A 23,904-nucleotide genomic window follows, 5' to 3' on the forward strand; every position below is an offset into this window, starting at 1 on the left:
GCATGATTTGCTCACGGCAACCCAGGTGATGGAGGCGCTCAACTCCCGCATGTCGGACGGTCAGTACAGGCTGGCCGAGCTGAAGCCCGTGGACCTCGGTGCGGCTCATCAGGTGCGTCGGACCTATGAGGGACTGCGGCTCGATCTCGCGGACGCCGTGGGGGTGATCCTCGCGGACCGGTACAAGACCGACCGCATCTTCACGCTCGACCAGCGGGACTTCCGTGCCATCAGACCCCTGACACCCGGTCTCACGGCGTTCCGCATCCTGCCGGTCGACGGCTGAGCCGGATTGCCCCTAATCCGTGCGGTCCCCCTCGGCCTGCGAGGGTTCGGTACGGGGGACGTCGGGGTGCGTCTCGGGCGCCCTGCCGCGCGCGGCGGGCTCGTCGCGTTCGCCCTCGGCCTGCGAGGGGGTGTGCGCGTACAGGCCGTCGTCGTGGTCACCGGTCTTCTTGGTGGAGCCCATGGGCAGGCCTCCTTCCTCCGCTCCCTTCCATCCTGCCCCCCGCACCCGGCCCCGGCGCGGTGACGGCGTGCGGGCCGTCCGGCTGCGTACGGCGCCGATGCTCGCGCCGATGACCAGGGCGATGGCCAGGGCGTCGGTCGTGGAGAGCGCCTGGTCGAGGAGGAGGAAGCCCGCCGTGGCCGCGATGGCCGGTTCGAGGCTCATCAGGACGGCGAAGGTGGGCGCGGGCAGCCGGCGCAGAGCCATGAGCTCCAGGGTGTACGGGAGGACGGAGCTCAGCAGCGCCACGGCGAAGCCCAGGCCCAGCGTGGAGGGGACCACGAGTTCCGCGCCCGACTCCATGATGCCGAGCGGCAGCGACAGGGCCGCGGCCACGGCCATCGCCAGGGCCAGCCCGTCGGCCTGCGGGAAGCGCCGGCCGGTCCGGGCGCTGAAGACGATGTACGCCGCCCACATGGCGCCCGCGCCCAGGGCGTACACGGCCCCGACCGGGTCCAGGCGGTCGAAGCCTCCGCCGCTGAGCAGGACGACGCCGCAGAGTGCCAGGCCCGCCCAGACGAGGTTGACCAGGCGGCGCGAGGCGACGACGGAGAGGACCAGCGGACCGAGGACCTCCAGGGTGACGGCGGCGCCCAGCGGGATACGGTCGACGGCCTGGTAGAAGAGCGTGTTCATGGCGCCCATCGCGACGCCGAACGTGACCACGGTGCCCCAGTCGGCCCGCGAGTGTCCGCGCAGTTTCGGGCGGCAGACGACCAGCAGGACGAGCGCGGCGGCGGCGAGACGCAGGGTGACGACGCCGAGCGCGCCCGCCTTCGGCATCAGCAGGACCGCGACCGCCGCGCCGAACTGGACGGAGAGCCCGCCCGCGACCACCAGGGCGACGGGGCCGAGTGCCGCCCCGGGGCCGGTGGGCCGCCCCGGCTCCGGTCCGTCGAGCGCGGTGACCGCCTCAGGCAGGGCGACGGCTGCGGCCGGCTGTACGGCGCTGCGCGGGTCGTTCACCTGAGACCTCTCAGAAAGTTCATCACCATGTACCGGCCGTCCACCGTACGATACCGAGCGGGTGCGCACGGCTCCCCCACCGTAAAGACCTGCGCGCGTCCCGTGAAATGCCGATTGCGCTCCCGTTATGCTCCGCACGCATGAGCACTGGACAGGGCGGGGAGCACAGCACGGAACACGGCGGTGGACGCGGTATCGAGGTCCGGCACCTCCGGGCCTTCCTGGCGATCGCGGACGAGGGCAGCGTCACCCGGGCCGCCGCCCGCCTCCACCTCACCCAGCCCGTCGTCTCCCGTACGCTCGCCGCCCTGGAGCGGCATCTGGGGGCCCGGCTCGTCGACCGGTCCACCCACCACCTCGCCCTCACCGCCGACGGTGTCGCCTTCCGCGACAAGGCGGCCGCGGCCGTCGGCGCGTTCGACGAGGCCCTCGACCCGGGACGGCTGCGCCGACGGCCGCTGCGGCTCGGGCACGCCTGGTCGGCGTTCGGCCCGTACACCACACCGCTGCTGCGGACCTGGCAGCGGCGCTGTCCGCTCACCCCGCTGGAGATGCTCCGGATCGACGACCGCACGGCCGGTCTCACCCGCGGTGAGGTCGACGCGGCCGTCCTGCGCGGGCCGGTGGACACGCCGGGGCTCGTCACCGAGGTCCTGTTCACCGAGGACCGGGTCGCCGCCGTCACCGCGGACGGGCCGCTGGCCGCGCGCTCCTCCCTCTCACTGGCTGATCTGACGCGCGACGCCGTGGTCCTGAACACCGTCTCCGGGGCCACCACCCTCGACCTGTGGCCACCGCACGCACGGCCCGTCGCCACGCTCACCGTCGCCAACACCGACGACTGGCTCACCGCCATCGCGGCCGGACGCGGCAACGGGGTCTCAGGCGCCTCCACCGCCGCCATGCACCCGCACGCGGGGGTCACCTACCTGCCGCTCCACGACGCCCCGCCGCTCCCCGTACTGCTGGTCCGCCGGGACGGACCCGGCCACCCCGCACTGCCCCACCTGGCCGCGCTCGCCCGCGAGATCGTCGCGCGCGACGAACACCCGCCCCCGGTGTGAGGGAACCTCGCACCGCCGATGTGAGGGTGGGACGCCGAAAGCGGGCGTAACCGCCCGCGTTCCGGTCCCTGACCTCACAGCGGCCCGGTGGGGGACTACTTGGCGCAGACCGCTTTGTCGGCCTCGACGCGCTGGATCTGGTCGGGGGCCTTGCGGGGGGCGCTGAGCGGGGTGCCCGCCTCCTGGAAGTCCGGGCCCAGAGTGAGCAGCATCGGGTCCATGGCACCGGCGTCCGTCGTCGTCGGCTTCAGGGCCGCGGCGGACAGGCCCATCATGTCGGCGAGCCGGCGCGCCTGGTCCGCCTGGTTGGGGGCGTAGACGAGCTGGGTCTTCTTCACGTCCGCCGGCGCGTTGGCCTTGTTGGTGGACTTCAGCACGCCCTCTTCGTTCTGCAGCCAGTCGAGGGCGTTCTGTGCGGAGCCGGCGGGGGCACCGCCGTTGTAGACGTCGACCCGCACGTCCGCCGCGTCCGCCATCTCACCCTTCAGCTTGGCGTCCGCCGCCGCCTTCGCCGCGGCCTTCTCCTGCTTCTCCACGGCGGTGAAGGAGACGTCCTCGCGCATCATCGAGAAGACCTTCTGAGCCTTGGGGCTGTCCAGCAGGACGGTCGCCTTGTCGTCAGGGTTGTCCAGCACCGGGACGGTGGTGAACGTGATGTTCTTGGGATCGACCGACGCCAGCTCCATGCCCAGCTTGCGGAGCTGGTTTATGTCGGCGATCTTGTCGTCGACGGTGAGCGCCTCGGTGGCCGCCTCCGCGAGTGACCACATCTTGGTGGGGCTGGTCAGGGTGTCGTTGGACTTCAGCTTGCGCATCAGCGAACCCAGGAACTGCTGCTGGATCTCGATGCGGCTCAGGTCGCTGCCGAATCCGACGGAGTGCCGGGTACGCAGGAAGGCCAGGGCGTCCTCGCCCTGGAGGGTGTGCTTCCCCTCGGACAGTTTGAGGTGGGAGTCCTTGTCGTCGATGTCCTTGGCCAGACAGACTTCCACCCCCCCGACGGCCGTCGTCAGGGACTTGACCGCGTTGAAGTCGGCCACCATGAAATGATCGACCTTCAGGCCGGTGAGCTCGGTGACGGTCCGCATGGTGCAACTGGGCGTGCGGTCGGACTGCCCGAGGCTGGTGTTGAAGCGCGCCCCCGTGGTCGCGGGGATGTCCCTCTCCTCCCCGCTCTCCAGCTTCGTGGGGCAGTTCGGGATGTCGGTTATCAGGTCACGCGGGATGCTCAGCGCGGTCGCGTTCGTGCGGTCCTTGGAGACGTGGAAGAGGATGTTGGTGTCGGCGTGGCCGACACTGCCCGCGTCCCCGTAGCCCTCGTTGCCCTCACCGGTCCGCTTGTCCGTCCCGATCACGAGGACGTTGATCGCACGGTCCTTGCTGAAGCCGCCCGTGCCCGCGCCGTCGCTGGAGACGGAGGTGATGTTGCCGTTGAAGTGGTCGTAGACGAGGTAGCCGGCCGTGCCGACGCCCAGCAGCAGGAAGGCGAGCACCCCGCCGGTCCAGACCAGCGCCTTCTTCTTGGCGGACTTTTTGGGCGGCGTCCTGCGCCGGCCCGCGGGCGGGGCGTCCGCCGCCGCCCGGCCGGCCGCCCGGCCGCCCGGCTGACGCGCGCCGTCCCGGCCTCCGCGGCCACCCGCGCCCCTGCGTCCGCCGCGCTGACCCGGTACGGAGGCGCGGTCGCCGGAGGGTGCGCTCGTGGGGGCCGGATCACGGCGCCGGCCCGGAGCGGACGCTCTGGAGCCCGACGACCGGGTCGGTGCGGCCGGTCGCCCTGCGGAGGGCGTCAGTCGCAGTTCGTAATCACCGGTGTCCGGGTTGAGTACCCACTGGTCTGCGGGGTCGATGTTCTCGTCCCGCCCACGGCCTTGCGCGTCCACGGTTGCCTGCGTCCTCCGTCGGGGCCCACGCGGCACCTCCCCCTCAAGGTGCGCGGTGTGTCTTACGGCAGTGCCGCGACCTGGGGGTCGGCTGCACCGGAGCGCTCACACTAGCCGCCCGCCCGCCCGCGGGCGACGATCGCGGTAATTCAGGCCCCCCACAGGGGACATAGCGGCATATTCCCTGTCGCCTTCCCGACCGTTCCGCCCCTTCACTGTCCACCGGGCACCCGCGACGGACCCCCAGAAGTCGCCAAGGAAACCCTTCCAGCCAGATTTCAAACAGAAGTGGCCACAAGGAAACCCCAAACAAGCCATCAATTCTCCTATAGTTGCCCTGGCTTGATCAGGAAGAACCAGCTCCCGTCGTGGCTCTTTCCTCGCCGAGGCACCGAAAACACCCGGAACGTCCCTTCCCCGCACCGTCCGCCCCGAGGACTCCGATTGCGCCCTTCACTCCGGCCGACCGCACTCGCCCTGCTGATCTCGGCAGCCGTCACCGGTTCCCTGTGCCTGTGGGCGGTCGCCGCCGCTCCCGATGCGGTGCGGACCCCGCTGGCCTGGGGGGCGGGCGCCGCTTCCCTGCTGCTGTGCGCCGCGGTGACCGTCACCGTCCACACGCTCGGCGCCGCACGCCGTCTGCGGGCCCTGCGGGCCGCCGACGCCGAACGCTTCACCGCCGAGACCTCTCGTCTCGTCTCGTCATCCGCCGCCGAGGCGCAGCGCTTCACCGCCGAGACGGCCCGGATCCGGTCGGCCGCCGCGGCCGAGACCGGCCGGGTCACGGCCGCGGCCGAGAACCGGGTCGCCCAGGTGACCGCCGAGGCGGCCGAGCAGCACACCCGGCTCACCGCCGAGGTCGCGCGGCTCACCGCCCGGGTCCGGCGCAGCGAGACCGAACGCTCCGCCGCCGTCGCCGCCTGCGCCAACGCCGCCGGCCGGATGCAGGCCCTGGCCACGAGCATGCTGGCCGACCTGCGCGAGATGGAACACCGCCACACCGCCGAGGACGTCCTGGGCGACCTGCTGCACCTGGACCACCGCACCGCCCAGGCGGGCCGCCTCGCCGACTCCATCGCCGTGCTGACGGGTGCCCGCTCCGGCCGGCGCTGGGCGAAGCCGATCGTGATGGAGTCGATCCTGCGCGGCGCGATGGGCCGGATCGGCGGCTACCAGCGCATCCGCCTGCACTCCACCAGTGACGTGGCGATCGCCGGCCACGCCGCCGAGGGCGTCATGCACGCCCTCGCGGAACTCCTCGACAACGCGGCCAACTTCTCGCCGCCCACCGCCGAGGTCCATGTGTACGTCGAGGAGGTCCCGGCGGGCATCGTCGTCACCGTCGAGGACAGCGGCCTCGTGATGAGCGAGGTGCAGCTGCGCCGCGCCGAGCGTGCCGTGGCCACCGAGAACCAGGACCTCACGGGCCTGTCCGGTACCCGCCTCGGCCTCGCCGTGGTCGGCCGGCTGGCCCGCAAGCACGGTCTCACCGTCTCGTTCCGGCCGTCGGCACGCGGCGGTACGGGTGCGCTGATGATGCTGCCTCAGGAGCTCATCTCCCGCGTCCCCGCCTCCGCACCCGTCCCGGCACCGGCCGCCGTCCGCGCGCCCGTGCCGGTACCGGCTGCCACCCCCGAGCCGGAGCCGGACCACGCGACGGCCGCGGCCCCGGCGGGCTCCCCCCGGCCCGCGCCGGAGTCCCCGTCCGAATCGACCGGTGCCGTCCCGCAGTTCGGCGAGAGCGGCCTGCCCAAGCGCCGCCGCGGCCGCACCCTGGCCGCCGCCGAGTCCCGTACCGGCAACGCCGACCACGGCGGAGCCGACTCCCCCCGGCCCCGTACGACCGACCCGAAGGTCCAGGCCGCGCGCTTCAGCACCTTCAGCCAGGCCGTACGAGCCAACTCCCCGCACCCGGAAGGCAACACCCGATGACCGCGACCACCGACGAGAAGCTCAACTGGCTGCTGGAGGGCCTGCTGGAGCGCACGCCCGGCACCCGGCACGCCCTGGTCCTGTCCCGGGACGGCCTGAAGTTGTGCCGTACCCCCGAGCTCTCCGTCGACCAGGCCGATCAGCTGGCCGCCATCTCCGCCGGGATCCAGAGCCTGTCGCACGGCGCGTCCATCGAGTTCGGCGACGGCACCGGTGGCGTGCGGTCCGCGATGGCCGAGTTCTACGGCGGTGTGCTGTTCATCGTCGAGGCGGGCGCGGGCGCGCACCTCGCCGTCGTGGCCGCCGAGGACTCCGACGTCGGCCTGGTCGGCCACAACATGAGCGAACTCGTCGAGCAGCTCGGCGAGTACCTCGTCGCCCCGCCGCGCTCCGCGGCGCCCGGCACCCCGGCAGCGGCCCCGTCCGCGGAAACCGCGGACGTATGACGTCCGTGCCGCGCCCCCGCCCCGGACGCGACGACGATCCGGACCGGCTGTACACCCTCACCGGTGGCCGCAGCCGGTCCGACTCGGCCGCCTTCGACCTGGTGACGCTCGTCGTCGCCGAGTGCGATCCGAACCCCGGGATGCAGTCGGAGCACACCGCGATCCTGCGGATGTGCCAACGCCCCACCGCGGTCGTCGAGATCTCGGCCACCCTGAAACTGCCCGTCAGCATCGTCCGCATCATGCTCTGCGACCTGCTCGACACCGGCCGGATCAGCGCCCGCCACCCCCGTACTGCACGTGTCGCGGACCGGCTCCCCGACACCGACACCCTGGAACAGGTGCTCGTTGGACTCCGCAACCTCTGACCGTGCCGCCCTGCAGGCGACAGCCGACAACGGACTGAAGATCGTCGTTGTCGGCGGCTTCGGGGTCGGCAAGACCACCATGGTCCGTTCCGTGAGCGAGATCCGTCCGCTCAACACGGAAGAGACCATGACCAGCGCGGGCGAGGCGGTCGACGACCTCGACGGTGTGCAGTCCAAGACGTCCACCACGGTCGCCTTCGACTTCGGCCGGATCACCCTGGACGCGCGCTCGGTCCTCTACCTGTTCGGCGCGCCCGGGCAGGAACGCTTCTGGTTCCTGTGGGACCGCCTGTTCTCCGGGACCCTGGGTGCCGTCGTCCTCGTCGACACCCGGCGGCTCGCCGACTCCTGGTACGCGATCGACCGGCTCGAGCACCACGGCACGCCGTTCATCGTCGCGTGCAACGACTTCGGCGGTCCGCTCCACACCGAGCAGCAGATCCGCGAGGCGCTGGACCTCTCCCCCGACGTGCCGCTCGTCGAGTGCGACGCGCGGGACCGGTCCTCCAGCAAGTACGTCCTGATCACGCTCATCGAACACCTCCACGCACTCTCCACCGCCCGCGGGGCGACCGCGGACCCCGCCCTGGCGGGGAGCACCGCCGCCGCACAGACCCCGGAGCCCACACCGTGAGCGGATGCCCCGTGTCCCCCGGGTCCGTACCCCTGTCCGGACCACAGTTCCAGGCCGACCCCGTGCGCCGCTACCGGGACATGCGACGCGACCACGGCGCCGTCGCCCCGGTGACGCTCGACGGGGACGTACCCGCCTGGCTGATCCTCGGTTACCGCGAGCTGCACCAGGTCACCAACGACCCGGTGCTCTTCAGCCGCGACTCGGAGCTGTGGAACCAGTGGGACTCCATCCCGGACAACTGGCCGCTGCTGCCCATGATCGGCCGGAAGCAGCCGTCGATCCTCTACACGGTCGGCGAGCGGCACACCGTTCGCGCGGCCATGATCAGCAACGCCCTGGAGGCTGTCGACCCGTTCGCGCTCAAGCGGTACGCGGAGGAGTTCGCCGACGGCCTCATCGACCGGTTCTGTTCCGTGGGACGCACCGACATCATCGCCGAGTACGCGATGCTGCTCCCCGCCCTCGTCCTCGCGAGGCTCTACGGCTTCTCCAACGAGGTCGGTGCCTCCCTCGTCGGCGCGCTCAACGACATGATCGACGGCCGCGAGCGGGCTCTGGCGGGGCAGCAGCACCTCGGCTCGTCCATGGCGCAGCTCCTCGCCGACAAGCACGCCGAACCCGGGGACGACGTCGCCACCAGGATGCTGGAGGACCCGGGCGGCTTCACCGACGAGGAGGTCGCCCAGGACCTCATGGTCATGATGGCCGCGGGCCACCAGCCGACCGCCGACTGGATGGGCAACTCGCTGCGGCTGATGCTGACCGACGACCGTTTCGCCGCCTCGCTCTCCGGTGGCCGGCACAGCGTCGCCGAGGCCATGAACGAGGTGCTCTGGGAGGACACCCCCAGCCAGAACGTGGCGGGCCGCTGGGCTTCCCGCGACACCCACCTCGGCGGGCGCCACATCCGCGCCGGCGACCTGCTCCTCCTCGGCATCGCCGCCGCCAACGGCGACCCCCAGGTGCGCACCGACGGCTCCACGCTGACCGGCGGCAACAACGCCTTCCTCTCCTTCGGCCACGGCGAGCACCGCTGCCCCTTCCCCGCCCAGGAGACCGCCGAGGTCATCGCCCGTACGGGGATCGAGGTGCTCCTGGACCGGCTCCCGGACGTCGACCTCGCCGTTCCGGAGGAGCAGCTGACCCGGCGCCCGTCCCCCTGGCTGTCCGGCCTGACGGACCTGCCGGTGCACTTCACGCCCACCCCCGCCCTTGGAGGTCTGTCATGACCCGGATCGTCCTCGATCCCTTCGTCGCCGACCTGGACGGCGAGAGCGCCGCCCTGCGCGCCGCCGGACCGCTGGCCGAGGTCGAACTCCCCGGCGGGGTGCACTGCTACGCCGTCACCCATCACGCCGAGGCGCGCCAACTGCTCACCGACAGCCGGTTGGTCAAGGACATCGACGTCTGGTCCGCGTGGCAGCGGGGCGAGATACCGATGGACTGGCCGCTGATCGGCCTCGCCAATCCGGGCCGCTCGATGCTGACGGTGGACGGCGTTGAGCACCGCAGGCTGCGCTCCCTGGTCGCGCAGGCGCTGACCGTGAAGCGGGTGGAGCGGCTGCGGGCCGGTATCGAGGCGCTGACGAACGCGAGCCTGGACCGGCTCGCGGCGCTGCCGGAGGGGGAGACGGTCGACCTGAAGGCCGAGTTCGCCTACCCGCTGCCGATGAACGTCATCAGCGAGCTCATGGGGGTGGACGCGTCCGACCACCCCCGGCTCAAGGAGCTGTTCGAGAAGTTCTTCTCGACGCAGACCCCGCCGGCCGAGGTCCCGCAGATGATGGCGGATCTCGGCGCCCTCTTCACGAAGATCGTGGACGGCAAGCGCGCGAACCCGGGCGACGACCTGACCAGCGCGCTGATCGCCGCCTCGGAGGACGGCGACCACCTCACGGACGAGGAGATCGTCAACACCCTCCAGCTGATCATCGCGGCCGGCCACGAGACCACGATCAGCCTGATCGTCAACGCCGTGGAGGCCCTCCAGACCCACCCCGAGCAGCGCGAGCGCGTGCTGAACGGGGAGGTGCCGTGGGAGAACGTGATCGAGGAGACCCTGCGCTGGAACACCCCGACCTCGCACGTCCTGTTCCGCTTCGCGACCGAGGACATAGAGGTCGGCGACAGGGTGCTGCCCAAGGGCGAGGCCCTGATCGTCTCCTTCGGCGCGCTCGGCCGGGACGAGAAGCAGTACGGGCCGACCGCCGGTGACTTCGACGTCACCCGCTCCCCGAACCGCCACATCGCCTTCGGCCACGGCCCGCACGTCTGCCCGGGTGCGGCCCTGTCCCGGCTGGAGGCGGGCGTGGCGCTGCCCGCGCTGTACGAGCGCTTCCCGGACCTGGACCTCGCGGTGCCGGCGTCCGAACTGCGCAACAAGCCCATCGTCACCCAGAACGACCTGCACGAACTCCCGGTCGAGCTGGGCTGATCGTCGTACCGCTCGGGCCGTCCACCGGCCGGAGCGCGCGTCTCATCCGACGGACACGGTTCCCCGCCCGTGTCCGGGAGGGACTACGCTCCGGCTCGTGGCCGATATCCAGATTCCCGCTGACATCAAGCCCGCCGACGGACGTTTCGGCGCCGGCCCCTCCAAGGTGCGGACGGAGGCGCTCGACGCGCTGGCCGCCACCGGCACCTCTCTCCTCGGTACGTCCCACCGCCAGGCCCCGGTCAAGAACCTGGTCGGCGAGGTACGGGACGGTGTGCGCAGCCTCTTCTCCCTCCCCGACGGGTACGAGGTCATCCTCGGCAACGGCGGCTCCACCGCCTTCTGGGACGTCGCGACGCACGGTCTGATCGAGTCGAGGTCCCAGCACCTGAACTTCGGCGAGTTCTCGTCGAAGTTCGCGAAGGCCGCCAAGCTCGCCCCGTGGCTCGCCGACCCGACCGTCATCTCCTCCGACCCGGGCACCCACCCGGACCCGAAGGCCGAGGCGGGCGTCGACGTCTACGCCCTGACCCACAACGAGACCTCCACCGGTGTCGCGGCCCCCGTCGAGCGGGTCGCGGGCGCCGACGAGGGGGCCCTCGTCCTGGTGGACGCCACCTCCGGAGCGGGCGGTCTCCCGGTCGACATCACCGAGACCGACGTCTACTACTTCGCCCCGCAGAAGTCCTTCGCCTCCGACGGTGGGCTGTGGATCGGCGTGTTCTCCCCGGCGGCCCTGGACCGCGCCGCGCGGGTCCACGCCTCCGGCCGGCACGTCCCGGAGTTCTTCTCGCTGCCCACCGCGATCGACAACTCCCTGAAGAACCAGACGTACAACACCCCGGCGCTGGCCACCCTCTTCCTGCTGAACGAGCAGCTGAAGTGGATGAACACGCAGGGTGGCCTGGACTTCACCACCGGCCGCACGGCCGCGTCCTCGCAGGCCCTGTACGGCTGGGCGGAGAAGTCCGCGTACGCCACCCCGTTCGTCACCGACCCGGCGAAGCGCTCGCAGGTCATCGGCACGATCGACTTCGAGGACGGCGTCGACGCGGCGGCGGTCGCGAAGGTGCTCCGCGCCAACGGCATCGTGGACACCGAGCCGTACCGCAAGCTGGGCCGCAACCAGCTGCGCGTGGCGATGTTCCCGGCGATCGACCCGGCGGACGTCGAGGCGCTGACGGCGTGCATCGACTACGTGATCGAGAAGCTGTAGCGGTCACCCGCCCGAGAACGGCCCTGCACACGTCGTGAGACGTGTGCAGGGCCGTTTCTGCTTCACTCGACCTGGTGACAGATCCCGTCCATGCCCCGTCCTACCATGATGGTCTCGACACCAGCCATTCCAGGAGACCCGCAATGTCTGCAGCAGCAGTCGAGCACCCCTGTGACCATGAGCCGGAACCGATGCTCGTGACGGCGAACCACCTCATGGAGCGGCTTCCGGGTTATCGCGTCGAGATCATCGGAGGCGTCATCACCGTGGCCCCACTCCCGGACGGCCCGCACGCCCGTGCTCTGACCAAACTGATGCGGCCTTTCATCGCCGCGGGGCTCGACGACGGAGACTCGGCGGTCCTCCAGGCGATCGGCCTGTGGCTGCCCGGCGGCCCCGAGGACTACGCCATCCCTGATCTGGCCCTGGTGGACGCCGATTTCGACGAGCACCTGGTCGAGAACAACTGCTACGACCCGGCCGTGTTCCGCCTGGTGCTGGAGGTGACCTCCAGCACCTACCGCAACGACCTGCGCAACAAGGTCGCCACGTACGCCGAGGCCAAGATCCCCGTCTACGTGATCGTCGACCGCAGGCACAGCCGTGTCCACGTCCTGACGGTCCCCACCGGCGGGACGTACGACAACCACGAGGTGTACTCACCGGGCCAGACGGTGACGCTTCCCGACTCCATCGGCGCTGAGGTGACCCTCGACGTGGAGGATCTGGTGAAGGCCGGGCGCCCCCGCGCGTAAAGCCCGTACGGCGTCGATGTCGGTGCCGGTTGCTACGTTCACCGGATGACGACGACCACGCCGAAGACCGTGCCGTACACCGGTGGCGAGAAGGAGTCCCTGCACGCGAGTCTCGACCGGCACCGTGATGTGGTGCTGTGGAAGCTTCAGGGGCTGGACGACGAACAACTGCGCCGCCCCATGACCCCGAGCGGCACCCATCTCCTGGGCCTGGTCAAGCATCTGGCCACCGTCGAATACGGCTGGTTCTGCAGCACGTTCGGCCGGCGGACGGAGGAGTTCTGGTTCGACCCGGTCCGTGACGACATGACGGTCGCCCCGGACGAGTCGACCGCCGACATCCTCGCCTTCTACGCCCGGGCGCGCGCCGCCGCCGACCGGTCGATCGAGGAGACGGACCTGGACACCACGGGCACCTCCTGGAACGGCACCACGGTGTCCATGCGCTGGGTGCTCGTCCACATGCTGGAGGACGTCCTGCGGCACGCCGGGCACATGGACATCGTCCGGGAGCTGCTCGACGGGGCGACGGGCTCTCACCCGGTCTCCTGATCTCCCCCCGTGCGGCGCCAGCGGACCTCACCGTCCTCGCGCTCGTCCGTGGGCACCAGGCCCGCCGCCTCGGCGACGGCGGCGGAGGCGGTGTGGCCGGGATGGATGTGGGCGACGACGGTACGGACACCCGGGGTGGTCAGGAGATGAGCGACCAAGCCCCGCGCGGCCTCCTTGGCGTATCCCCGGCCCTGCCAACCGGCCCCCACCACCCAGGCGGCCTCGGCCTGTTCGCCGCGCACGGTGGCCTGGACGTATCCGGCCAGGCGGCCGTCGGCGCGCACCCGGAGCACCCAGTTCCACCACCGTTCGCCGGGGTCCGGCGAACCCGCGGTCCAGCGTGCGTAGCGGGCCCGCAGGGTGTCCGCGTCCTCCGGGGCCCCTCCCGTGTACGTGTGCAGGACGGGGTCGGAGAGGACCCGCGCCATCTCGTCGGCGTGCACGGGGGCGAGGGGGACCGCGTCGAGGCGGGCGGTGGAGAAGGGTCGCGGCTGCACAGGCCGATCGTACGGGGCGGATCGGCGGCTGAGGCCGCCGATCCGCGGACGGCCGGCAGGACAGGGGCACCGTCCACGGAGCGGGAGGGAGAGGGGCGGAGCGGACCGGGAAGCCGAGCTGCCGGACGACGGCCGGGGCGCGCCGGCAGCGGGGAGACGGAGCCGAGCGATCTTCCAGATGTCCTGAACATCCCGTATCAGCCGATTCAGGCACCATGGAACGTATGGAGACGATCAGCGAACTGGCACCCTTCGTGAAGCAGTACACCGTCCTGCTCAGCAGCCGCCGGCCGAACGGAACACTCGCCCACACCCCGGTCAGCATCGCCGTCGAGGGCGATCACGCCTACATCCGTACGTTCTCGTCGGCGTGGAAGGTGGACCGCATGCGCAACCACCCCGTCGTGGACATCTCCCCGTGCACCGTGCGCGGCGCGCCCACGGGCCCGCCCATGAAGGCCTGGGCACGGCTCCTGCAACAGGGCTCCAAGGAGGACGTCCACGCCGCCCGGACCCTCTCCCGCAAGTACCCGGCCCTGCACGGGGTGGTCGTCCCGCTCCTCCACCGGCTGAAGCGCGACCGGACCCTGCACTACGAGCTGCGCCCCCACTCCGAGGAGCGCTGAGCGGCCGCCGGGCCGGTCCCGCCCCGTGCCCGCACGCTAACCTCGCCGCCGCCTGAACCCGATCCAGGCCACGGCGATGATCGCGAGGAGTACGGCGCCCCCGGTCACGGTGACCTTCTGCGAGCCGTCACCGCCGCTCCCGCCCGCCGCGGAGAAGGCCGCGCCGCTCCCGTCGGAGGACGGTGCCCCGCCGCCGCCCTGCCCCTCGACCTCCACGCGCACCACGTCGCTCCGCGCCCCCTCGGAGCCGAACATCATGGCCGAGCCGTCCGCCGTGTACGTGACCGACTCGGCCTGCCCCTGGAGCGGCACGGTCACCCGGTAGTCCGCCCCGAGCCGCCCGTCGGCGAAGGCGTAGCCGCGGGTGCTGAAGTACGAGCGGAGCACCAGGTTCTTCCCGTCCGGCGAGAACGCCCCGTCCGTCACCCACGGCACCTCGCCCACGCGCCGGAACACGTTGGTCCCGCCGGTGGAGAGCTTCGCGGGGCCCTCGTAGAGCCCGCCGCCGTCCTCGTTCTTGGAGGCGATGTACACCCGCCCGGTCTTCGGGTGGACCATCATCGCCTCGGCGTTGCGCGGCCCGTCGGCGTACTTCACGTCGTACTGCGTCGCCCGCACCGTGGCGTCGGCGAGCGTCGCGGGCTCGGGGAAGCGGTAGATCCACACGTGGTCCCAGGAGCCGTCGAGGTTGTCGCCGATGTCGCCGACGTAGAGATCGCCGTCCGGCCCGAGGGAGATCGCCTCCACGTCCCTGGGCTCCCCCACGCCCCGCATGGTGATCGTCGCGACGGTCTTCCCGGTGCGGGAGTCGACGGCGTAGACGTACGGCCCGTCATCGCTGTCGTTGTGCGTCCAGTAGACGCCCGGGTGGACGCGGCTGGCGGCGAGACCGCTGGACTCGGTGATCCTGGGATCCTCGATCGTGAAGGTGCGGTCGGCCCCGTCCCCGTCGTCCGCCACGGCGGGTGCCGCCGCCGCGAGGAACAGGAGGGCGGCGGCGGTGGCGGTGAGCAGCGGTCTCATGGGGCAAGTGTCCACTGTCACGTAGGAGGCCGGAGCAGTGATCGGCCATGATGTCGCCATGCGTTTTCTCCTGGTCGGCGACTCCATGACCATCGGGCGTGCCGGCGACTTCACCTGGCGCTACCGCATGTGGCAGCACCTGGAGGCGACCCTCGGCGCCGGCGGGTACACGATCACGGGCCCGCGCACCGGGCTGTACGACTCCGACGCGGACGCCCCGCTCTCCCACGCGTACGGCGACCCCGCCTTCCCCGCGTCCGCGCGGCGGCACCTGGCCGGCTGGGGCGAGGGCTGGCTGCACATGGCTCCCGTCATCGCGGACGTGGTCGCCGACACCCGCGCCGACGTCCTGCTCGTCTCCCTCGGTCTGATAGACCTCGGCTTCTACACCGACAGCGGGCAGACGGCCGCCAACGCCCGGGCCTTCGTCGCAGCGGCCCGCACCGCGAACCCGCACGTCAAGATGGTGCTCCTGCCCGTGATCCCGAACATACGGGCCGAGTCCGACGCACCCTTCGCCGCCGAGTGCGCGCGCTTCAACCTGCTCCTGGCCGAGGCGGTGGCCGATCTGGACACCCCCCGCTCCCCTCTCGTACTGGCCCGGCGTCCGGCGGGTTACGACATCCACACGGACACCTACGACGGCACCCACCCCGGCCCCAGCGGCGAACACCGGCTGGCGGGGGCCTTCGCGGACGCGATGTACGGGGCGTGGTCCGTGGGCGGCCCGTACGCGGGAGCCCTGGCGACCGTCTGAGTGCACGGCCCGGTCCGGAACCGGGCGGGTTACCCGGAGCGTCGTCCTACCGGACGGCGCCGTTCCGCGTGGACACGGTACGAGGAGCGACCGAGCGGACCTGGCAGGCGATGAGGAACCCGGGGAGACGCCCTGCGCGATGGGGCTGGAGACAAGGGCGCGTCGTGGCGCTGCTCGCCGTCCTGGCCGCCTGCCTCCTCGTCTTCCACGGCGCCGTGCCCCAGACGCCCGGCCGCATGGGCAGCCTGCTGGAAACGTTTCTTCCCTGGCTCGGACTGGCCGTCCCGGTCCTGCTGGTCCTCGCGCTGGCACGCCGCTCGTATCCCGCGACGGCCGCGCTCGCGTTGCCCGTCGCGGCGTGGGCCGGTCTCTTCGGCGGTCTCGTCCTCTCCCCCGAGGGCTTCCCCCGCGACGGCTTCTCCCACGGGGACGGGCCGGAAGGCCGGCTGACGGTGGTCCAGCACAACGTCAGCGACGTGAACCCCGATCCGGCGGCCACCGCACGGGCGTTGGCGGCGGTGGGGGCCGATCTCGTCGCGCTGGAGGAGCTGACCCCGTCCGCCCTGCCGGCGTTCGAGGCGGCGCTGGCCGCGGGCCATCCGCACCACGCGACCAGGGGCACGGTCGGGCTCTGGTCGGCGTACCCCCTCACGGACGTACGCCTCGTGGACATCCGGCCGCAGGGGGTGGGCGAGGGCTGGAACCGCGGGCTGCGGGCCACCGCCCGGACACCGTGGGGAGAGGTCGCCGTCCATGTGGCCCACCTGCCCTCGGTCCGGCTCGGACCGGCCGACGGCTTCAGCTCCCGTCTGCGGGACGAGAGCGCCGTCCTCCTCGGCGAGGCCGTCGCGGCGGAGCCCCTGGACCGGGTGATCCTGCTCGGCGACCTCAACAGCACGGTGGACGACCGGGGGCTGGACCCGGTCGTCTCCCGGATGAGCGTCCCGGCCTCGGGGTTCGCGTTCAGCTGGCCGGCCTCCCTGCCCGTCGCCCGTATCGACCAGGTCCTGACCCGTTCCGCGACGGTCACGGGCATCCGGTCGCTGCCCGCGACGGGAAGCGACCACCTGCCCGTCGCCGCGCACATCAGGTGGTGAGACAGGTGGGCCGGCCGACCGCCGGACGGGGCGGTGAGGCGGCCGTGCGCCGGGCGGGACCCACAGGACCGGCAGACGGCCGCACGGACCCGGACCCGCAGACCGTCTGCGGGAGGGCGTGAAGCGGTGGGCCGTGGCCCCTCACTCCACCGTCTCGGTACCCAGCATGGCGAGCCCGAGCTGGGTCAGTTCGGCCGACACCTCGTCCGGGCGGGCCCTTCGGGGGCGGCGGGCGTGGTGGGCCATGAGCTCGTGGACGGTACCGACCATCACCATCACCACGACCCGGTGGTCCCGCTCCTCCGCCTCGCCGCGCACCGCGGCCCGTTCGGCCTCACCGGTCAGGAAGTCGGCCCACAGGTCCCGCCACCGCTTGCAGTGCTCGTCGACCGCCGGGCTCACACCCAGCACCTCGACGAACGTGACCCGGGCCTCCCGCAGGTCCCGGGTCACGGCGGACACGTACGCGTCGAACAGGCGCCGGAAGCGCTCGGCCACCGGGCAGTCGTCCATCCCCTCGGAGAGCAGGGCGCGTTCGGCGGCCCGCAGCCCGTTCGTCGTGACCTGGTTGTGCAGGGCGGTCAGCACTCCCTCCCGGGAGCCGAACTCCTCCCGCAGCACCTCCTCCGGCACCCCGGCCGTCGCGCAGAGCGCCCACTCCGACGTCTGCGCGTAGCCGTAGACACCGAACAGTTCCAGCCCCGCGTCAAGGAGCTGCTCGCGGGCCCGCGCGCGCGTCCTGTCGACCGTGCCGGTCACCTGATCCACCGAGACATCCACCACGGGTCCTCCTTCGTCTGCCGCGTCCCCCACCGTTCGCGGCAGCGGCTGACCGGGGCCGCGAGCGCGGAAGAGGGCTTCGTCACCTCTGCGTGGCGCGTGCGCCATTGTCCGGGGCCCGCCTCCGTGCCCCCTCTCCGCCGCGCCGCCCGGCGGGGGGTGAACCCCAGTTCGGGATCGGCCCGGCGCGCCCCGGGCGCACGCCGGGCGGCGCACGCCGGGCCTGACGGATGTGCCACGTCACCGCCGGCCGTGTCACAGACGACAGGGCTACCTCGTCCCAGAGGTGTAGCAGTTCACCACGGCACAGGAGCACCCATGGAAGCGCGACTCGACTACTTCTCCGACCCGACCGCCGGCAAGGCCCTCAAGCACCTCATGGCGGCAGGCACGGCCATCAAGGACTCGGCGCTGCCGGCCGTGACGCAGGAGCTGGTGGCCCTGCGCGTGAGCCAGATCAACGGCTGTGCCGTCTGCATCGACATGCACACCAAGGACGCCGCCGCAGCCGGTGAGACCTCGGTGCGACTGCACCTGGTGGCGGCGTGGCGCGAGGCCACCGTCTTCACCGACGCCGAACGCGCCGCGCTGGACCTCGCGGAACAGGGGACCCGGGTCGCGGAAGGCGCCGGCGGTGTCAGCGACGAGGTGTGGGCGTCCGCAGCCGAGCACTACGACGAGGAGCAGCTCATCGCCCTGGTCATGCTCATCTCCTTCATGAACACGGCGAACCGGCTGAACATCATCGCCCGGCAGCCGGCCGGGGACTACGTGCCCGGACAGTTCCACTGATGTCCCGGAGACGGAACGCCGCTTTGGACGAGGGGTCGACGTGAGCAAGGTCGAGGACTTCGAGGAACTGCGGCCACTGCTGTTCTCGATCGCCTACCGGATCCTGGGCAGCGTCAGCGAGGCCGAGGACGCCGTGCAGGAGACGTGGCTGCGCTTCGACGGCTCGGCGACCGTACCGACGTCGGTCAAGGCCTTCCTGTCGACCGCCGTGACCCGCGTCTCGATCGACGTGCTGCGTTCCGCGCGGGTGCGGCGGGAGGAGTACGTCGGGCCGTGGTTCCCCGAGCCGCTGCTGAACGATCCGTACCAGGATCCGGCACGGTCGGTGGAGCTGGCGGACTCCGTGTCGATGGCGGCCCTGCTGCTGCTGGAGCGGCTCACCCCCCTGGAGCGGGCGGTCTTCCTGCTGCGGGAGGTGTTCGCCTTCGGGTTCGACGACATCGCCGCGGCGGTGGGACGTTCGGAGGCGGCGTGCCGGCAGCTCCTCGTACGGGCCCGTCGGCACATGGAGGCCGGGCGGCCGCGGTTCGAGGCGGACCGTCAGGAGCGGCGGGAGCTGGCGTCACGGTTCTTCGAGGCGCTGAAGGACGGCGAGGTGGGCGGGCTGCGGAGTCTGCTGGCCGCCGACGCGCAGATGGTCGGGGACGGCGGCGGCAAGGCTCCGCAGCTGGCCAAGGCGGTCGTGGGCGCGGAGCGGGTGGCCCGGATGCTGGCGACCTTCCTCCCCCGGCTGTTCGAGATCGACGTGACCCTCGAGCCGCGTGAGGTCAACGGCCAGCCGGGCGCGATCTTCCGCGACCGGGACGGCAAGGTCCTCTACACGATGGTCCTCGACGTGCTCGACGGCCGGATCCAGACCATCCGCACGGTGATCAACCCCGAGAAGCTCGGCCACCTCGGTCCGGTCGCCGACGCGTGGGCCGTCGACCGGGAGGTGAAGCGTACCCACCGTCGGACGCATCCCTGACCCGGCGCGCGCCACGGCCGCCGGTCCGGGATTCCGCCCGGGGAGCGCAGGTCCGGGCCGTGGGCGGATCCGCCGCCCGGACGGCGGCGGCCGGCTCGCCGGGGCGGGAGTTCTATCTTGATCTTCAACCTGTGCGGCGTGGGCGTGGGGTCGTTGGCTTCTTCGTTCGTCGCTTTGCGGGGCCGGGTTTGCCGACGCTGTGCACGTCGTAGCGTGCGGTGGGCTGGCTGTTCTTGCGGCCGGGTGGCCGTCCTGGGCCGGGCTGCGTGAATTTCGGTGCTCCGGCTGGCCAGGCGGCCTTCGGGCGGAGGTGCCGAAAGTCGCGGCGTACTCGTGCGGGGGTGAGCCTGTCAGGCGAGGCGGAGGAGCGTCCGCATACGACGCCGCGCGCTGATCCACCGGCGATCGCGGGGCAGCCTTCAGGCCCACGGGCCGGTCACGGCCCGCTGAACCCTCACTGCGCACGTCCGTCACCGGCGCCTCCGGCCAGGATCACACCGGCCTCGGCTCCGGGCCCCGGGCCGTCGGGCCCCCTCCGAGGCCGAGGCGGCCCCCGTCCTCCTGTCGCGCGAGACGCGGAGCGGCCGCACGCTGAACGAGAGACCGCGGCGAGGGCCGGGCGCGGCATCGGCTCGAACGACGCGTCCGCCGTCGCGCCATCGCCCTACCCAGGAGGCGGCCGTGAGCACAGCACCCACCCCTGTCACCCCCGTCGAGGTAACCCGTGACGCGTTCCTCGCCATCGCCACGGGAGACCTGGACCGGTTCGCCGAACTGCTCCACGCGAACGTCGTCTACGACATCGTTCCGGTCGGCATGCGCCACGGTCGGCCGGCGGTGCGGAGGTACTTCGAAGAAGTCCGCCGGGCCATGCCGGACGTCACGATGACGCTCGAGCACGTGGTCGGCGACGACCGTCACGCGGCGGTGAAGTGGCATCTGGCGGGCACCTTCACGGGTACGCCCTATCAGGGCGTCGCCCCCAACGGGCGCCGGATCGAACTGGCGGGCCTCGACTTCACCGAGGTGGACGAGGGCCGCATACGGCACGCGCGCACCGTGTTCGACGGGGCCGGGGTGGCGCGCCAGATCGGTGTGCTGCCCATGCGCGGTTCGGTCGCCGACCGCGCCGTCACCCGCGCGTTCAACGCGAAGACCCACGCGGCGGGCCGTTGGGAGGAGCGCCGCAGGGCCCGGCGCCCGGGCGCGTCGCGGAAATAGCGTCGTCCGCCCGGAGGACGGACTCGGCCGCATCCGGTGCGTGCGATCCCCGGGGCGGGAGGGCCCCATCACCGGAGGTACCGGGAAGATCCCGACCGCGCGCCCGCCGTGCGCTTCGCTAGCGCTCCGGGAAACGCTCTCCGCAGGCGCTGCAGAAGACGGGTGCCCGGTCGGCCGACAGGCGGCCGCACGCCGGGCAGACCAGGTCGAGCATGCACGGGGCCTCGCCGCCCTCCTCACCCGCCCGCCGGCCGGCCGCCGGCGTGATGGTGAGCCCCGGGCGGCGGCGGTGCACGGTGAGGTACGTCAGGCCCTCCGGGCCCGCCTCCAGGGCGCGGCGGGACGTGCGGGGCAGCCAGGTGACCGTCGTCGGGGTGAGGTCCAACGTGTCGCCGCCCGTGCGCAGCGAGCCGCTGCCCCCGAGGACGACCAGGAGCACGTCCAGCACGTCCTCCTGGTGCTCCCCGACCCCGGCGCTCGGCGGCAGACGCACGACGTTGGCGTCCAACTCCCGGCCCTGCTCGGCGAGATGCCACAGGGCGCCGCGCCGGTCCGGGGCGGCGGCTGCGAGGAGTTCGTCCAGTACGGCAAGGACCTGAGGAGTCGCGTTCACGGGCTCCACGCTACGCCCGGCAGCACGGCGCGCGCCGGGCTGCCGTTCGCGGCACAGAGCGCCGCTCGGCTGCCGGCCTGCGAGGGCCCCCTGTCAGACCCGCCCGGGCCACCGGCCCCCGCGCCGGACCCCCGCCGCACGCCACCGGGCCGTCGGAGCCGCCTGTACGGACCCCGAACCGGGCGGGACGCACCCGTCGAACGCAGCGTATGACCACCGGATGCCGGCCCCCCGGCGACGGCACCCAGGTGAACGGGGAGGTCCGGTCGGGCGGCGCCGGCGAGGTGCTCGGGACCCACCCCGCCGGGAACCCCCCTTGCTTCGAGCGCGCTCGAAGGCGTTGGGTTGGGGGTCATGAAGTACACGCAGCTCGGACGCACCGGACTCAAAGTCAGCCGCCTCGTCCTGGGGACGATGAACTTCGGCCCCCAGACCAACGAGAGCGACAGCCACGCACTCATGGACGCCGCCCTGGACGCGGGCGTCAACTTCTTCGACACCGCCAACGTCTACGGCTGGGGCGAGAACAAGGGTCGCACCGAGGAGATCATCGGCACCTGGTTCGCCCAGGGCGGCGACCGCCGCGACAAGGTCGTCCTCGCCACCAAGGTCTACGGCAACATGGCCGCCGACGGAGAGGCGTGGCCCAACCACGACAAGCTCTCCGCCCTCAACATCCGCCGGGCCGTCGACGCCAGCCTCAAGCGGCTGCAGACGGACCACATCGACCTGTACCAGTTCCACCACGTCGACCGGGACACCCCGATCGACGAGATCTGGCAGGCCATCGACGTACTGATCCAGCAGGGCAAGATCCTCTACGCCGGATCGTCCAACTTCTCCGGCTACAAGATCGCCCAGGCCAACGAGCGGGCCAGGCAGCGGGGCAGCTACGGCCTCGTCAGCGAGCAGTGCATCTACAACCTGATGGAGCGCGGCGCCGAGATGGAGGTCATCCCGGCCGCCCAGGAGTACGGCCTCGGCGTCATCCCGTGGTCGCCGCTGCACGGCGGGCTGCTCGGCGGCGCGATCCGCAAGGAGCGGGAGGGGTCCGGCACCCGGTCCACCTCCGGCCGCGCCGGCGACGCGCTCGCCGACCCGAAGCAGCGGGCGCGGATCCAGGCGTACGAGGACCTGCTGGAGAGGCACGGCCTGGAGCCGGGCGAGGCCGGCCTGGCCTGGCTGCTGACCCGTCCCGGAGTCACGGGCCCCATCTCCGGTCCGCGTACGCGGGAGCAGCTCGACTCCGCACTGCGTGCGGTGGAACTGGAGCTGTCGGACGAGGTGCTGACCGCGCTGGACGAGATCTTCCCCGGCCCGGGCCCGTCGCCGGAGAACTTCGCCTGGTAGAGGCGCCGTGGGCGGACGGCCGTTCCCCGGGATCAGCCCCCGAGGGCGGCCGCCGCCGCGACGATGAGGAACATCAGCACGAGCACGGCCGCCATGATGCGGTTTCTGGTCTTCGGGTCCACCCGAGGAGCGTAACCGCCCCGCTCACCGCTCCAGCGGCCAGGCCCGCACCACCTCGTACCGCGGCTGCTCCCCCGGCACCCCGTCCACGGGCAGGTGGCTGCGTACGAGACTGAGCTCACCGGCCTCCCAGCGCGTGCCCTCGAAGCCGGTGAGCGCCTCGGCGAACGGGCCGAGGCCGGCCGGGACCCGGCTGCGGGCCAGGGTGAGGTGTGGGGTGAAGCGGCGGCCCTCCTCCATCGGCACCCCGGCCTTGCGGGCGGCGGCGTGGGAGCGCTGGGCCAGCAGCCGCAGGGTGTCCAGGTCGCCCGCCGCCCCCGCCCACAGCGCCCGCCCGTCGAACCGGCCTCCGCCGTGGATCCGCAGCGGGATCGGCCGGGTCCGGTGCGCGGCCCGCCCCAGCCGGGTGTACAGCTCCGGCAGCAGCTCCTCGTCGACGTTCCCGAGGAAGGCCATGGTGTAGTGCCAGCCCTCGCGGGCGGTCCAGCGGAGGTCTCCGGCGCCCGGCAGCTCGTGCAGCGCGGCCACGGCTCCGGACAGCTCCTCGGCTGCTGAGGGGGGTGGCAGGACGGCGGCGAAGAGTCTCTGGCTGCTCATGGGGCGAGTGTCGCAGCGTCCCGACGTGTCCTGGGTGCCGGGCATATCGTTGTACTACGCGGCTGCCCGCGCCGTGCGGCAGCGGGGAGGAGCGGCACGATGACCGTCGTAGACACCGACAGGATCGACATGGCCGACACCAGCGACGGGCGCACCTTGGACATGATGTTCGAGTGGCTTGAGCCCACCCCCGAGGGATTCAAGGTCGAGATCGTCGAGGGGAACGTCTACATGTCGCCGCAACGGGACACGCACTGGGAGATCATTTTCGACATCCTGGAGCAACTGCGTGCCGCTTACCCGCGCAAGCGCCTCAAGACGGATGTGCGCATCGACTTCCCGGGCCGCCTCAACGGCTTCGCCTCCGACGTGGTCGCTCTCGCGGAGGAGGCCGCCAAGGACGCCAAGGGCCGCTGGCGCTACCAGGACATCGAGTTCGTCGCCGAAGTCATCTCCAAGGACACCGCCGCCAACGACTACGGCTCCCAGAAGGCCACCTACGCCACCGCGGGGGTGCCGGTGTACCTCATCGCCGACCCGTACACGGGCACGTGGCACCTCCACACGCTCCCCAAGGACGACGAGTACCGCAGCACACTGAGCCTCGACTTCGGCGCCGCGATCGACCTCACCGGGACGGTCGTGGGCCTCACGCTGGAGACCGGCGACTTCCCCCGCGAGTCAACTTGACCCGGCCCTGGAGGGC

24 protein-coding genes and 3 pseudogenes are annotated in these 23,904 nt (G+C 72.0%); 19 read left to right on the top strand and 8 right to left on the bottom strand.

Going from position 1 to position 23,904, the window contains the following annotated elements; translation table 11 throughout:
• Window positions 1-16 precede the first annotated feature (16 nt).
• Window positions 17-286, top strand: a pseudogene (locus tag ACH4VO_RS17440) (VapC toxin family PIN domain ribonuclease); the annotation flags it as partial.
• A 237-nt stretch (window positions 287-523) separates the two neighbouring features.
• Here ACH4VO_RS17440 and ACH4VO_RS17445 read toward each other — a convergent pair.
• Window positions 524-1,474: pseudogene (locus tag ACH4VO_RS17445) on the bottom strand (EamA family transporter); the annotation flags it as partial.
• A gap of 140 nt (window positions 1,475-1,614) precedes the next feature.
• Between ACH4VO_RS17445 and ACH4VO_RS17450 the strand changes: the two are divergent.
• Window positions 1,615-2,538, top strand: coding sequence for a LysR family transcriptional regulator (locus tag ACH4VO_RS17450; RefSeq protein WP_360985368.1), 924 nt, complete (start codon window positions 1,615-1,617; stop codon window positions 2,536-2,538).
• Between the two features lie 95 nt (window positions 2,539-2,633).
• On the opposite strand, the gene ACH4VO_RS17455 is transcribed toward ACH4VO_RS17450, so the two are convergent.
• Window positions 2,634-4,418, bottom strand: a complete 1,785-nt coding sequence (locus tag ACH4VO_RS17455; protein WP_360985371.1) for an LCP family protein — start codon at window positions 4,416-4,418, stop codon at window positions 2,634-2,636.
• A 444-nt stretch (window positions 4,419-4,862) separates the two neighbouring features.
• Between ACH4VO_RS17455 and ACH4VO_RS17460 the strand changes: the two genes are divergently transcribed.
• From ACH4VO_RS17460 to ACH4VO_RS17500, 9 genes are all read left to right on the top strand, one after another.
• Window positions 4,863-6,350 (top strand): ATP-binding protein, encoded by a 1,488-nt coding sequence (locus ACH4VO_RS17460; RefSeq protein WP_360985374.1) that lies wholly within the window; start codon window positions 4,863-4,865, stop codon window positions 6,348-6,350.
• On the top strand, window positions 6,347-6,796 hold the full coding sequence (locus ACH4VO_RS17465) for a roadblock/LC7 domain-containing protein (protein ID WP_360985377.1): 450 nt from the start codon (window positions 6,347-6,349) through the stop codon (window positions 6,794-6,796). Before ACH4VO_RS17460 ends, ACH4VO_RS17465 begins: the two co-directional genes overlap by 4 nt.
• A complete protein-coding gene (locus ACH4VO_RS17470; RefSeq protein ID WP_360985380.1) occupies window positions 6,793-7,164 on the top strand; it encodes a DUF742 domain-containing protein in 372 nt (123 codons plus the stop codon). The genes ACH4VO_RS17465 and ACH4VO_RS17470 overlap by 4 nt, the downstream gene beginning before the upstream one ends.
• On the top strand, window positions 7,145-7,798 hold the full coding sequence (locus tag ACH4VO_RS17475) for an ATP/GTP-binding protein (RefSeq protein WP_360985383.1): 654 nt from the start codon (window positions 7,145-7,147) through the stop codon (window positions 7,796-7,798). Before ACH4VO_RS17470 ends, ACH4VO_RS17475 begins: the two co-directional genes overlap by 20 nt.
• Window positions 7,795-9,030 carry a cytochrome P450 gene (locus tag ACH4VO_RS17480; protein WP_360985386.1) on the top strand — a complete coding sequence of 412 codons (1,236 nt, stop codon included), beginning with the start codon at window positions 7,795-7,797 and terminating at the stop codon, window positions 9,028-9,030. The genes ACH4VO_RS17475 and ACH4VO_RS17480 overlap by 4 nt, the downstream gene beginning before the upstream one ends.
• Complete coding sequence (locus ACH4VO_RS17485) at window positions 9,027-10,235, top strand: cytochrome P450 (RefSeq protein ID WP_360985389.1); 1,209 nt, start codon at window positions 9,027-9,029, stop codon at window positions 10,233-10,235. The genes ACH4VO_RS17480 and ACH4VO_RS17485 overlap by 4 nt, the downstream gene beginning before the upstream one ends.
• 97 nt (window positions 10,236-10,332) lie before the next feature.
• A complete protein-coding gene (gene serC, locus ACH4VO_RS17490) occupies window positions 10,333-11,451 on the top strand; it encodes a phosphoserine transaminase (protein WP_360985392.1) in 1,119 nt (372 codons plus the stop codon).
• A 143-nt stretch (window positions 11,452-11,594) separates the two neighbouring features.
• Window positions 11,595-12,206: a Uma2 family endonuclease gene (locus ACH4VO_RS17495; RefSeq protein ID WP_360985395.1), complete on the top strand. Its 612-nt coding sequence runs from the start codon at window positions 11,595-11,597 to the stop codon at window positions 12,204-12,206.
• Window positions 12,207-12,251: 45 nt separating this feature from the next.
• Window positions 12,252-12,758, top strand: a complete 507-nt coding sequence (locus ACH4VO_RS17500) for a DinB family protein (RefSeq protein ID WP_360985398.1) — start codon at window positions 12,252-12,254, stop codon at window positions 12,756-12,758.
• Here ACH4VO_RS17500 and ACH4VO_RS17505 read toward each other — a convergent pair.
• Entirely contained in the window at window positions 12,743-13,255 is a 513-nt protein-coding gene (locus ACH4VO_RS17505) for a GNAT family N-acetyltransferase (protein ID WP_360985401.1), read from the bottom strand. The two genes, ACH4VO_RS17500 and ACH4VO_RS17505, sit on opposite strands and share 16 nt — an antisense overlap.
• Before the next feature lie 224 nt (window positions 13,256-13,479).
• Here ACH4VO_RS17505 and ACH4VO_RS17510 point away from each other — a divergent pair, with 224 nt between their 5' ends.
• On the top strand, window positions 13,480-13,881 hold the full coding sequence (locus ACH4VO_RS17510; RefSeq protein ID WP_360985404.1) for a PPOX class F420-dependent oxidoreductase: 402 nt from the start codon (window positions 13,480-13,482) through the stop codon (window positions 13,879-13,881).
• A 36-nt stretch (window positions 13,882-13,917) separates the two neighbouring features.
• Here ACH4VO_RS17510 and ACH4VO_RS17515 read toward each other — a convergent pair whose 3' ends face one another.
• Window positions 13,918-14,904, bottom strand: coding sequence for a WD40 repeat domain-containing protein (locus ACH4VO_RS17515; RefSeq protein WP_360985407.1), 987 nt, complete (start codon window positions 14,902-14,904; stop codon window positions 13,918-13,920).
• 58 nt (window positions 14,905-14,962) lie between these two features.
• Here ACH4VO_RS17515 and ACH4VO_RS17520 point away from each other — a divergent pair, with 58 nt between their 5' ends.
• Together ACH4VO_RS17520 and ACH4VO_RS17525 are read left to right on the top strand one after the other, a co-directional pair.
• Complete coding sequence (locus tag ACH4VO_RS17520) at window positions 14,963-15,661, top strand: GDSL-type esterase/lipase family protein (RefSeq protein WP_360985410.1); 699 nt, start codon at window positions 14,963-14,965, stop codon at window positions 15,659-15,661.
• A 110-nt stretch (window positions 15,662-15,771) separates the two neighbouring features.
• Entirely contained in the window at window positions 15,772-16,758 is a 987-nt protein-coding gene (locus ACH4VO_RS17525) for an endonuclease/exonuclease/phosphatase family protein (RefSeq protein ID WP_360985902.1), read from the top strand.
• Between the two features lie 141 nt (window positions 16,759-16,899).
• Here the strand turns inward: ACH4VO_RS17525 and ACH4VO_RS17530 are convergent, their stop codons facing one another.
• Complete coding sequence (locus ACH4VO_RS17530; protein WP_360985413.1) at window positions 16,900-17,541, bottom strand: TetR/AcrR family transcriptional regulator; 642 nt, start codon at window positions 17,539-17,541, stop codon at window positions 16,900-16,902.
• A gap of 315 nt (window positions 17,542-17,856) precedes the next feature.
• Between ACH4VO_RS17530 and ACH4VO_RS17535 the strand changes: the two genes are divergently transcribed.
• Window positions 17,857-18,330, top strand: a complete 474-nt coding sequence (locus ACH4VO_RS17535) for a carboxymuconolactone decarboxylase family protein (protein WP_360985416.1) — start codon at window positions 17,857-17,859, stop codon at window positions 18,328-18,330.
• A 40-nt stretch (window positions 18,331-18,370) separates the two neighbouring features.
• The gene (locus ACH4VO_RS17540) at window positions 18,371-19,297 is read left to right on the top strand and encodes an RNA polymerase sigma-70 factor (RefSeq protein ID WP_360985419.1); all 927 of its coding nucleotides are present in this window, start codon (window positions 18,371-18,373) and stop codon (window positions 19,295-19,297) included.
• A 124-nt stretch (window positions 19,298-19,421) separates the two neighbouring features.
• Here ACH4VO_RS17540 and ACH4VO_RS17545 read toward each other — a convergent pair.
• Window positions 19,422-19,652, bottom strand: a pseudogene (locus tag ACH4VO_RS17545) (transposase); the annotation flags it as partial.
• Between the two features lie 326 nt (window positions 19,653-19,978).
• Here ACH4VO_RS17545 and ACH4VO_RS17550 point away from each other — a divergent pair.
• Window positions 19,979-20,518, top strand: coding sequence for an ester cyclase (locus ACH4VO_RS17550; RefSeq protein ID WP_360985422.1), 540 nt, complete (start codon window positions 19,979-19,981; stop codon window positions 20,516-20,518).
• A gap of 118 nt (window positions 20,519-20,636) precedes the next feature.
• Here ACH4VO_RS17550 and ACH4VO_RS17555 read toward each other — a convergent pair whose 3' ends face one another.
• Window positions 20,637-21,131 (bottom strand): hypothetical protein, encoded by a 495-nt coding sequence (locus ACH4VO_RS17555; RefSeq protein WP_360985425.1) that lies wholly within the window; start codon window positions 21,129-21,131, stop codon window positions 20,637-20,639.
• A gap of 354 nt (window positions 21,132-21,485) precedes the next feature.
• On the opposite strand from ACH4VO_RS17555, the gene ACH4VO_RS17560 reads away from it, so the two are divergent.
• On the top strand, window positions 21,486-22,481 hold the full coding sequence (locus tag ACH4VO_RS17560) for an aldo/keto reductase (protein WP_360985428.1): 996 nt from the start codon (window positions 21,486-21,488) through the stop codon (window positions 22,479-22,481).
• 144 nt (window positions 22,482-22,625) lie between these two features.
• Here the strand turns inward: ACH4VO_RS17560 and thpR are convergent, their stop codons facing one another.
• On the bottom strand, window positions 22,626-23,198 hold the full coding sequence (gene thpR, locus ACH4VO_RS17565) for an RNA 2',3'-cyclic phosphodiesterase (RefSeq protein ID WP_360985431.1): 573 nt from the start codon (window positions 23,196-23,198) through the stop codon (window positions 22,626-22,628).
• 99 nt (window positions 23,199-23,297) lie between these two features.
• Here thpR and ACH4VO_RS17570 point away from each other — a divergent pair, with 99 nt between their 5' ends.
• The gene (locus tag ACH4VO_RS17570) at window positions 23,298-23,888 is read left to right on the top strand and encodes a Uma2 family endonuclease (RefSeq protein ID WP_360985434.1); all 591 of its coding nucleotides are present in this window, start codon (window positions 23,298-23,300) and stop codon (window positions 23,886-23,888) included.
• Window positions 23,889-23,904 lie beyond the last annotated feature (16 nt).

This window comes from Streptomyces sp. NPDC020780 (genome assembly GCF_044334475.1).
Taxonomy (GTDB): domain Bacteria; phylum Actinomycetota; class Actinomycetes; order Streptomycetales; family Streptomycetaceae; genus Streptomyces.

Coding starts and splice junctions, on each gene's coding strand:
- ACH4VO_RS17450 (WP_360985368.1), top strand. CDS start 1,615: ATGAGCACTGGACAGGGCGGGGAGCACAGCACGGAACACGGCGGTGGA.
- ACH4VO_RS17525 (WP_360985902.1), top strand. CDS start 15,772: ATGAGGAACCCGGGGAGACGCCCTGCGCGATGGGGCTGGAGACAAGGG.
- ACH4VO_RS17535 (WP_360985416.1), top strand. CDS start 17,857: ATGGAAGCGCGACTCGACTACTTCTCCGACCCGACCGCCGGCAAGGCC.
- ACH4VO_RS17500 (WP_360985398.1), top strand. CDS start 12,252: ATGACGACGACCACGCCGAAGACCGTGCCGTACACCGGTGGCGAGAAG.
- ACH4VO_RS17465 (WP_360985377.1), top strand. CDS start 6,347: ATGACCGCGACCACCGACGAGAAGCTCAACTGGCTGCTGGAGGGCCTG.
- ACH4VO_RS17560 (WP_360985428.1), top strand. CDS start 21,486: ATGAAGTACACGCAGCTCGGACGCACCGGACTCAAAGTCAGCCGCCTC.
- ACH4VO_RS17510 (WP_360985404.1), top strand. CDS start 13,480: ATGGAGACGATCAGCGAACTGGCACCCTTCGTGAAGCAGTACACCGTC.
- ACH4VO_RS17520 (WP_360985410.1), top strand. CDS start 14,963: ATGCGTTTTCTCCTGGTCGGCGACTCCATGACCATCGGGCGTGCCGGC.
- ACH4VO_RS17570 (WP_360985434.1), top strand. CDS start 23,298: ATGACCGTCGTAGACACCGACAGGATCGACATGGCCGACACCAGCGAC.
- thpR (WP_360985431.1), bottom strand. CDS start 23,198: ATGAGCAGCCAGAGACTCTTCGCCGCCGTCCTGCCACCCCCCTCAGCA.
- ACH4VO_RS17470 (WP_360985380.1), top strand. CDS start 6,793: ATGACGTCCGTGCCGCGCCCCCGCCCCGGACGCGACGACGATCCGGAC.
- ACH4VO_RS17485 (WP_360985389.1), top strand. CDS start 9,027: ATGACCCGGATCGTCCTCGATCCCTTCGTCGCCGACCTGGACGGCGAG.
- ACH4VO_RS17495 (WP_360985395.1), top strand. CDS start 11,595: ATGTCTGCAGCAGCAGTCGAGCACCCCTGTGACCATGAGCCGGAACCG.
- ACH4VO_RS17515 (WP_360985407.1), bottom strand. CDS start 14,904: ATGAGACCGCTGCTCACCGCCACCGCCGCCGCCCTCCTGTTCCTCGCG.